Genomic DNA, 7653 nt, shown 5'->3' with positions numbered 1-7653 from the left:
GTGCCGGTCTCTTCATCGAACAGCCCCTGCGCCAGCCTGGTCACCGCTGCGGGGACCGGCGGCGCCAGGTCGGCCACGGCGCGGAGACCGGACAGGACGTCGTCGGGTCGTACGGCAGGCGTCACGTGCCGAACAACCAGGCGCAGTATCGCACAGGGCTGGTCGGTCGGCCTATCAGCCTGCGAACTGTGCGTTTCCGTGAGGTCTGGGATCTCCAGGCTCACCACGGCGGCGCGGGCGTCGAAGGTGCGGACGCCGTTCTTGGCTTGGCGCTGGACCTCGACGGCCTCGGCCGCGGTGAAGGTGTCCGCCGCGCGGCGGGCCTCCTCCGGCGGCACACCGTCCAGCCGCAGCTCCCACACGGAAGCCGTCAGCCGGTCGGCGAGTCCCGAGGTGCGGGCCTCGACCGCCTCGACGATGTCGAGCCCGGTGGGCATCGACGCGTCGAGAAGGGACCTGAGCTGCTCCGGATCGCGCGGTGCGGTGAGCGCGATCTCCAGGTATTCCGCCTCACTGCCCGTGCCGGTGGGTGCGGCATTGGCGTACGACACCTTCGGGTGCGGTGTGAAGCCCGCCGAGTAGGCCATCGGCACCTCGGCACGGCGCAACGCACGCTCGAAGGCGCGCTGGAAGTCACGGTGGCTGGTGAACCGGAGGCGGCCGCGCTTGGTGTAGCGCAGTCGGATGCGCTGCACCGCGGGTGCGGGCGGCGGGCCTTCGGGCTGTCGCTTGCCCAGTGTCGTTCAGTCCTTCGTGAGAGCGGTCGTACTGCTACCAAGAGTACGTGTCTCGCGCGCCGAAGGTTCCCCGCGGTCCACCGGCCGCGGCCGCCTCGGCTCGCCGAAGAGCATCCGCCGGAAGTCGGCACGCGCCTGCCGTACGGACTCCCGGGCCGTGGCCAGGGCCTGCCGGGTGGCGCGCCCCACGCTGCGGGCGGCCTCGGCGACGGGCCGCAGGACGGTGTCCCGCACGAGGTGTCCGAGCGGTGTCAGCACGCTGCGGTACACCCACCGCACCGGCTCGACGAAGATCCACCGGAAGAGGGTGCCGAGGAATCGCCCGACGGCGAGCGAGATGTGCCCGGCGACGCGCCACGCGTGCCCGAGGGCGTCCCGTATTTCCCGGCCGATGACGGCGAGGACCCGCCCGACGGGGGCGAGAACCCAGTTCCAGAGGGCGAGGGCGGGCAGGACGAGCAGGATCCGGGTGATCCAGTAGAGGGCCGTTCCGACGCCGGTGACGATCGTGCTCACCAGCCACACCAGACCCTTGCCGCACCAGGCGATCGCGCGCCCGACCGGTGCGATCACCCAGGTGTACAGCCACAGGGCGGGTACGACGACGAGCCCCCTGAGCAGCCAGATCACGGCGTGCCCGACGGGCGTGAGCAGATGCGCGTACACCCAGCCGAGCGCGGCCCCGACCCCCTTGGCGGCCCACGCGATCGCGTGCCCGGCCGGCGTCAGCACATGCCGGTACAGCCACACCAGGGGCACGATCGCGAGTACGTGCCCGAGCCACCCGAGGGCCTTGCCCACCGGCACGACGACGTACCGCCACAGCCCCACGAACGGCCAGACGAACACCGCCCGCCCGAGCCAGAGCAGGGCCCGCCCCACCGGCCGGAACACCGTGTCGTTCAGGAACCGTCCGGCCACGACGAGCGCGTCCCACACCATGCGCACCGGGACGACCAGCACGAGCACCACGATCCGCACGGGAATTCGGATCGCGACGGCGAGACACCCCTCGGGCGCGGCGCCCTCACGCACGGGCGGCGCGTACGCCTCAGCCGCTCTCTTGCGCAGATCGACCCGCGCCTCGGAGTCCTCGCGGGCCGGCTTCTCCAGATCCATATCGTCGAAGACGCCTCAACGCCCTGTCCGGATGCGGCCCGGCACAATCTTGCCCCGTTCTTCCGCGGATCCTCCGCCCGGCGCCATGGTCATACGCCCCGGGGACTCGCGACATGGGCCTGCAGCAGGCGGGCCGACTCCTGGAAACCGTTCCGGGCGTAGGCGGGGATCGCCCGCCGGGTCGAGTGCACGGTGACCCGCTCCAGCCCGAGCTCCCGGGCCCGGTCCAGAACGGCCTGGATGAGCCGCCCGCCCAGCCCGCCGTCCCGGGCCTCGGGGACGACGTACACGCATTGCAGATCGCCGGAGGCCCGCCGCATCGCTCGCGGTGTGGGCACCCGCTGCACCACGGCCAGCCACGCCATGCCGATGACCGCGGCGTCGTCACGCACGACCACCATGCACCGATGCGACGCCGCGTTCTCCCGGGCCCATGCGGCGAAGTGCCGTACGAACTCCTCGCGTTCGCTGGGGGCCTCGCCGCCGTTCTCGACGAGCCACTCCCATCGGAGCCCGGCGACAGCGGCCAGTTCGCCCGGCCGGACGGGCCGGATGCTGATGTTCTCCATCACCGCATTGTCCAGAGCGGCGACTTCACCCGTCGACGCCGTCGGACTCCCAGCGCAGCAGGTCCCCCGGCTGGCACTCCAGCACTTCGCAGAGTGCGGCGAGTGTGGAGAAACGGACCGCCTTGGCGCGGCCGTTCTTGAGGACCGCCAGGTTGGCGGGGGTGATGCCGACGCGTTCCGCGAGCTCGCCCACGGACATCTTCCGTTTGGCCAGCATCACGTCGATGTCGACGGCGATCGCCATCAGATGACCTCTTCCAACTCGGCCCGCATCCGGGCCGCCTCGATGTCGCGTGCGACGGCCTGTGCGAGCAGCACGAGCACGACCAGCGCGACGCCCAGCACGGCCACGACGACCCCGCACAGCAGCAGGACCACGCCGGGAGCGACGGCCTCGCCGGGCGCGAGCACGACCGCGAGGGCGAAGACCAGCAGGGCGGCCGCCACGAACGCGCCGATCACGATGTGCACGTACCGGAAGGCGGCGGTGGAGAACACCGTCCCGCGGCGCACCATCGTCACCAGCCGCCACACACAGACCACAACGACCTGGGCCGTCACGATACCGAGGATCGTGATCACGAGGATCGGGGTGCGCAGATACACGTACCTTCCTCATCACCACTCCCTCGATCGGGCCACGATGGAAATCTATCGAAACTCGATAGATGACGCAACGGGGCGGCCCTCCCCGGGGAAACGTGACAACGTGGGCAGGGAGGACGCCGAGGTGACGACCGAGGGAGAATCACGGTGGAATGGCGCGTGTTCGCGCAGCAGATGGCCTCCATGGCACGGGACCTGCTCGCCCAGGAGTCGGTCGACGCCACCCTCGAACACATCACCGACTCGGCCACGAGGCTCGTGGCCGGATGCGACGCGGCCGGCATTCTCCTCCTGCACGGCAAACGGGTGGAGACGCTCGCCCCCACGTCCGACCTGGTCGTCGAGAGCGACCAGCTGCAGGAGCGCCTGGCGGAGGGCCCCTGCTTCGACGCGGCGCGGAGCGGCTCCGAGGGACGGGTCTTCCGCGTCCCCGACTTCACCGACGAGCAGCCTCGCTGGCCCGCGTACGCGAAGCAGGCCCGTGAACTGGGCGTGGGCAGCATGATGGGTTTCCTGCTGTACACCGAGGACGAGGAGCTCGGCGCGCTCAATCTCTACTCCGGCCGCGCGGGGTCCTTCACGGAGGACAGCGAGACCGCCGGCTGGCTGCTGGCCTCGCACGCCGCCATCGCCTTCGCCAGTGCCCGCAGCCACGCCCAGATGGAGCAGGCCGTCGCCACGCGTCATCTCATCGGCGAGGCCATGGGCATCCTCATGGGCAGCCACAACCTCAACGAGAAGGAGGCCTTCGACGTGCTGCGCCGCTTCTCCCAGGAGCGGAACATCAAGCTCCGCGAGGTCGCCCGGCGCGTCTGCGAACAGGGCCGCCTGAGCTGACGGCTCCCCCAGCTCGTGGCTGAACCGGGGGAACCTGGGCCGGGCCGGTCCCCCGGGGGAGCGCCACCGACCCCGCCCTTCTCAGCGGGTCCCCCCGAGGACCGACCTCACCCCTCGGCCTCCTCAGTCTTCTCGCGCGTACGGCACGACGGTGATCCGGTCGATCAGCGGCGCGTAGCGGGAGCGGAGCAGCACCCCGGGGAAGGTGTCCGAGGCATAGGTGGTGCCGTCGTAGTTCGGCAGCTCCTCGGAGCGGAAGCCGATCGTGTTCTTCCCCTTCCCGAGCTGGACCGGGACGGTCAGCTCCCAGAAGTTGTTCTGGTGGAAGCTGTGCGGGAAGCCGACGCGCCGCGGCTCGCCGCCGTTGACGCTGATGTCGGCGTGGCGGGCGAGCGGATCCGGGTTGTAGTGCGTGGCCTCGGACTGTTCGGGGTTGGAGTAGCGGACGCGCAGCGCGTACAGGCCGGGCCGGTCGGCCGTGACGGTGAACGTCGCGGTGTTGCCGTTGCCGGGGGCGCCGCCGATGCCCGTGATCGCCGTGCCGTCGGTGGCCAGCGAGAGCGGGGCGAGCGTGGCCGAGCCCGCGAGCTCGGCCTGGCCTGCCTCGTAGGTGCGCGTCGGCAGCCTGCCCTCGGTCGGTGTGACCGTCAGACGGTCGACGAGGGTCGCGGCCGGGCCGCCGGTCACGGTCACCTTGTTGACGCCGCCCGAGAGGGACACGGCCACACTGCTCCGGTTCTTGGCCAGGCGCAGCACGTCGTGCCCGTTGACGGAGAGCCGGGCGCCGGTGCCGCCGAGGGTGTCGACCCTCAGGGTGGCCTCGCGGTCGGCGGGTGAGTAGACCCAGAACGTGGCCGTCTGGCCCTTGGCGAGCCGGACCGCGCCCGAGCCCGACCGATTCGGCAGGTCGTAGACGGGCCGTGCCCCGCCGCCCGGCCAGGCCAGCTCGCCCTCGTACACCCGGGTGCCGGCCGAGGCGTCCGGCAGGGACAGGGTGAGGCGGTCGACTATGGCGTCGCCCTTGGTGGCGCGCTTGCCGTCGAGGCTCTTCGCGGCGAGCGTCAGGGTGTGCCTGCCCTTGGTGAGCTTCACCTCGGTGTCGGTGTGGTCCCAGACCACCCACTTGTAGCCGAGCGGCAGGTGCAGCTCCCGCTCGCTGTCCGCCTTTCCGTCCACGCGCAGGAAGACATTGGCCGGGCCCTGCGCCTTCACCTTGTCGAAGGTGTTGAGGGAGTTGGCGAAGACGCTCAGGTCGTAGACGCCGTCCTCGGGGACGTCCACGGTGAAGTCCAGCGTGACGTCAGAGCCGGTGCGCAGACCGCCCACGTCGTAGCCGCCGGAGGTGTAGAACTTCGACACGTCGCGGGGCGAGCCCTCCGGGCCGTTCTTCGACCAGCCGGACCCGGTGTGGGCGGCGTCCTCCGCCTCGTAGGAGCCCTGCCAGCGCACGGGCGGCGACTGGGTGCTCTTCGCCTTCCCGGCCGGGCTGAGGACGATCTCGTAGGCCGAGGACTCCTTCAGCGCCGGCAGCCCGCCGTCACCGAAGTCGACGACGACCGTGCCGTCGTCACCGACCTTCAGGTTCCGCTCGGTGAGCAGCATCGGGCCGGAGTTGTCGCCGATCTGGCCGCTCCACTCGATCTCCTTCACCCAGGCGTGCACCCGGTCGCCGAACAGCTTCTTCGGGACGCCCGCGAAAGTGATGTGGCCCTTGCCCGTGGAGCCGCCGAAGAGCAGCCGGGCCTGCTTCCTCTTCTCGTCGAGCGTGCCGACGCCCTGCATGGTGTAGTTCTCGCCCGGGAAGGGCGGGGTCACCTCGACGGTGTGGCCACTCATCGAAGCGTAGGAGTTCAGCAGCCACCACTGGCCGTTGCCGCGGTTCGACTGCACCGCGGAGTCGGAGAGGTTGCCGTCGATGTTCCAGTACGCGATGTCGGCGTCGACCTTGGACTCCTCGATCGCGGACACCCACTGGATCATCTGGCCGGGCACCGAGGTGTGGTAGTTGAAGGCGTACTCGTTGATGTTGACGGGCAGTTCGGTGCCCGCCTTGCCGGTGCCCTCGAACAGGTCCTTCTCCCACGCCCGGTACTTGGCGACGCTCTCGCGCACCGCCTCCGGGTGGCTCAGCTCGTGCCAGGTGATGACGTCCGGGAGGGTGCCTGCGGCCAGGGTGTGGGTGAGGAAGCCCTTCACCTGGTCGTACAGGACGCTGGTGTTGGGCCCGGCGATGCGGGCCTCGGGCATCTTGCCCTTGATGAGCTTGTAGAAGTCGTCCCAGGCGGCGAAGTAGCGGTCGGGCTTGTCGAGCCAGCTGACCTTGTCGTAGCTCCACTCGCCGGTGCCGAACATGTTGCCCTCGGGCTCGTTGAACGGCACGAAGACGATGTTGTCCTGGTACCGCTTCGGCAGCTTCAGGACCTGGTCGACCTGCTGGGCGACCTTCTCCCGGTAGAGCTCGATCTTCTCCTCGGGTGTGTCGCCCGGCCACTGGTACGGGAAGCCGCGGTGGATGTCGGTCATGTAGATGTACACGTCGCCGTCGGTGGAGTCGGCCAGCGGCCTGACCACCTCCAGCGCGTCGGCACCCGGGTGCTGCGGGCCGTCCTGGGCCTTGGTGGAGACCGTGCGCAGGCCCATGCCCTCCATGAGGTTGTTGGTGGGGACGTCCGGTCCGTACACGCCGTACAGGGTGCCGGAGGCGCCGCCGTGGAAAGCGCCGGTGTCCGAGCCGAGGTCGACGGTGAGCTGCCCCTCGCGGACCACGGTGACGGTGGCCTGCACCGCGCGTCCGGCCGCGGTCCCGGCCACCGTGAAGGTGCCCGGCTTCGCGTACTTCTCGGACGGTACGGCGTCCCAGGTGACCGGCACGTCCCGGTCGTAGCCGTCGGTGAAGGAGGCGCGGGCGGCGGCCGGGAGGGACGGGGCGGTCCCGGTGGTGGTACGGACCTCGAAGGATGTCTTCGAGAGCTCCTGGACGGTCGGCACGGCACCGACCGTACCGGCCACCTGCTCGGCGCTCAGCGCCGCGTGCCACACGGTGAAGTCGTCGATCGCGCCCTTGAGCAGCGGGTCCGGGTAGAGGGACTTGCCGATGTAGCCGGCGGCGGTGGCCGAACTCTCCAGCAGATCCTTGGCCTTGATGCCGGTCTCGGCGGAGGAGACCGCCACGCCGTCGAGGTAGGTGGTGAGCCGGCCGGCGGAGGTGTCGAGGGTGACGGTCACCGTCCGCCACTGGTCCGCGGGGAGCGGCGCGTAGCCGCGCACCTGTGCCTCCGCGCCCCCTCCGCCGGTGGTCACGGAGGTCTGGAACAGTCCGCCGCCGTTGTACGGGGTGCTGAAGAGGTACTTGGTGGTGTCGGTGCCCAGGTCGAAGATCCGCTGCCAGGGCGACTTGTCGCCGCTCCACTTCACGCGTGCGGAGACCGTCAGGTCGGCCGCGTCACCGACCACTGCGCGGGGCAGGCGGACATAGGCACCACTGGAGCCGGCCGCACCGCCGGGCAGGGCGAGGGCCTTGCCCCCGGCCGTGCCCTCGACGGAACGGGCGGTGGAGGCGTTCACCAGATCTGCCGTCAGGCCGTTGCCGGAACTGTCGGTGATCTTCCCGGAGGCCATGTCGTCCTGGTCGAAGGTGTAGCGGGCGGCGGGCGGGGGCGGCTCCGCCGCGTGCGCGGGGGCTGCCGGTGTGGCCAGCAGGCCCGCGCCGAGGGTCAGCGCCACGGCGGCCGGGGCGCGGCGCCGCGGGGATCTGTCAGGGGATGGCATGGGTAGCGTCCTCAATC

At 70.7% G+C, this 7653-nt stretch carries 6 protein-coding genes and 1 pseudogene; 1 reads left to right on the top strand and 6 read right to left on the bottom strand.

Annotation, left to right across the window (positions count from 1 at the left end):
* From ACWIF2_RS21740 to ACWIF2_RS21720, 5 genes and pseudogenes are all read right to left on the bottom strand, one after another.
* Nucleotides 1–695 (bottom strand): TIGR03936 family radical SAM-associated protein (locus ACWIF2_RS21740; RefSeq protein WP_454362280.1); only part of this gene is annotated, 695 nt, incomplete at its 3' end.
* Between the two features lie 48 nt (nucleotides 696–743).
* Complete coding sequence (locus ACWIF2_RS21735) at nucleotides 744–1856, bottom strand: hypothetical protein (protein WP_454362279.1); 1113 nt, start codon at nucleotides 1854–1856, stop codon at nucleotides 744–746.
* 89 nt (nucleotides 1857–1945) lie between these two features.
* Nucleotides 1946–2425, bottom strand: a complete 480-nt coding sequence (locus tag ACWIF2_RS21730; RefSeq protein WP_454362278.1) for a GNAT family N-acetyltransferase — start codon at nucleotides 2423–2425, stop codon at nucleotides 1946–1948.
* A 25-nt stretch (nucleotides 2426–2450) separates the two neighbouring features.
* Nucleotides 2451–2669, bottom strand: a complete 219-nt coding sequence (locus ACWIF2_RS21725) for a helix-turn-helix domain-containing protein (protein ID WP_382493662.1) — start codon at nucleotides 2667–2669, stop codon at nucleotides 2451–2453.
* Nucleotides 2669–3022, bottom strand: a pseudogene (locus ACWIF2_RS21720) (DUF2975 domain-containing protein); the annotation flags it as partial. The pseudogene ACWIF2_RS21720 and the gene ACWIF2_RS21725, both read right to left, overlap by 1 nt.
* Nucleotides 3023–3178: 156 nt before the next feature.
* Here ACWIF2_RS21720 and ACWIF2_RS21715 point away from each other — a divergent pair.
* Nucleotides 3179–3868: a GAF and ANTAR domain-containing protein gene (locus tag ACWIF2_RS21715; RefSeq protein ID WP_454362277.1), complete on the top strand. Its 690-nt coding sequence runs from the start codon at nucleotides 3179–3181 to the stop codon at nucleotides 3866–3868.
* Between the two features lie 123 nt (nucleotides 3869–3991).
* Here the strand turns inward: ACWIF2_RS21715 and ACWIF2_RS21710 are convergent, their stop codons facing one another.
* Complete coding sequence (locus ACWIF2_RS21710; protein WP_454362276.1) at nucleotides 3992–7636, bottom strand: LamG-like jellyroll fold domain-containing protein; 3645 nt, start codon at nucleotides 7634–7636, stop codon at nucleotides 3992–3994.
* Between the last annotated feature and the right edge of the window lie 17 nt (nucleotides 7637–7653).

The sequence above is a fragment of the Streptomyces sp. NPDC055506 genome, from assembly GCF_053643595.1.
This window is presented reverse-complemented; position numbering and strand designations above follow the sequence as displayed.

Bases quoted from the DNA above. Each gene is read 5' to 3' on its own strand.
- ACWIF2_RS21735 (WP_454362279.1), bottom strand. From the start codon at position 1,856: ATGGATCTGGAGAAGCCGGCCCGCGAGGACTCCGAGGCGCGGGTCGAT.
- ACWIF2_RS21730 (WP_454362278.1), bottom strand. From the start codon at position 2,425: ATGGAGAACATCAGCATCCGGCCCGTCCGGCCGGGCGAACTGGCCGCT.
- ACWIF2_RS21725 (WP_382493662.1), bottom strand. From the start codon at position 2,669: ATGGCGATCGCCGTCGACATCGACGTGATGCTGGCCAAACGGAAGATG.
- ACWIF2_RS21710 (WP_454362276.1), bottom strand. From the start codon at position 7,636: ATGCCATCCCCTGACAGATCCCCGCGGCGCCGCGCCCCGGCCGCCGTG.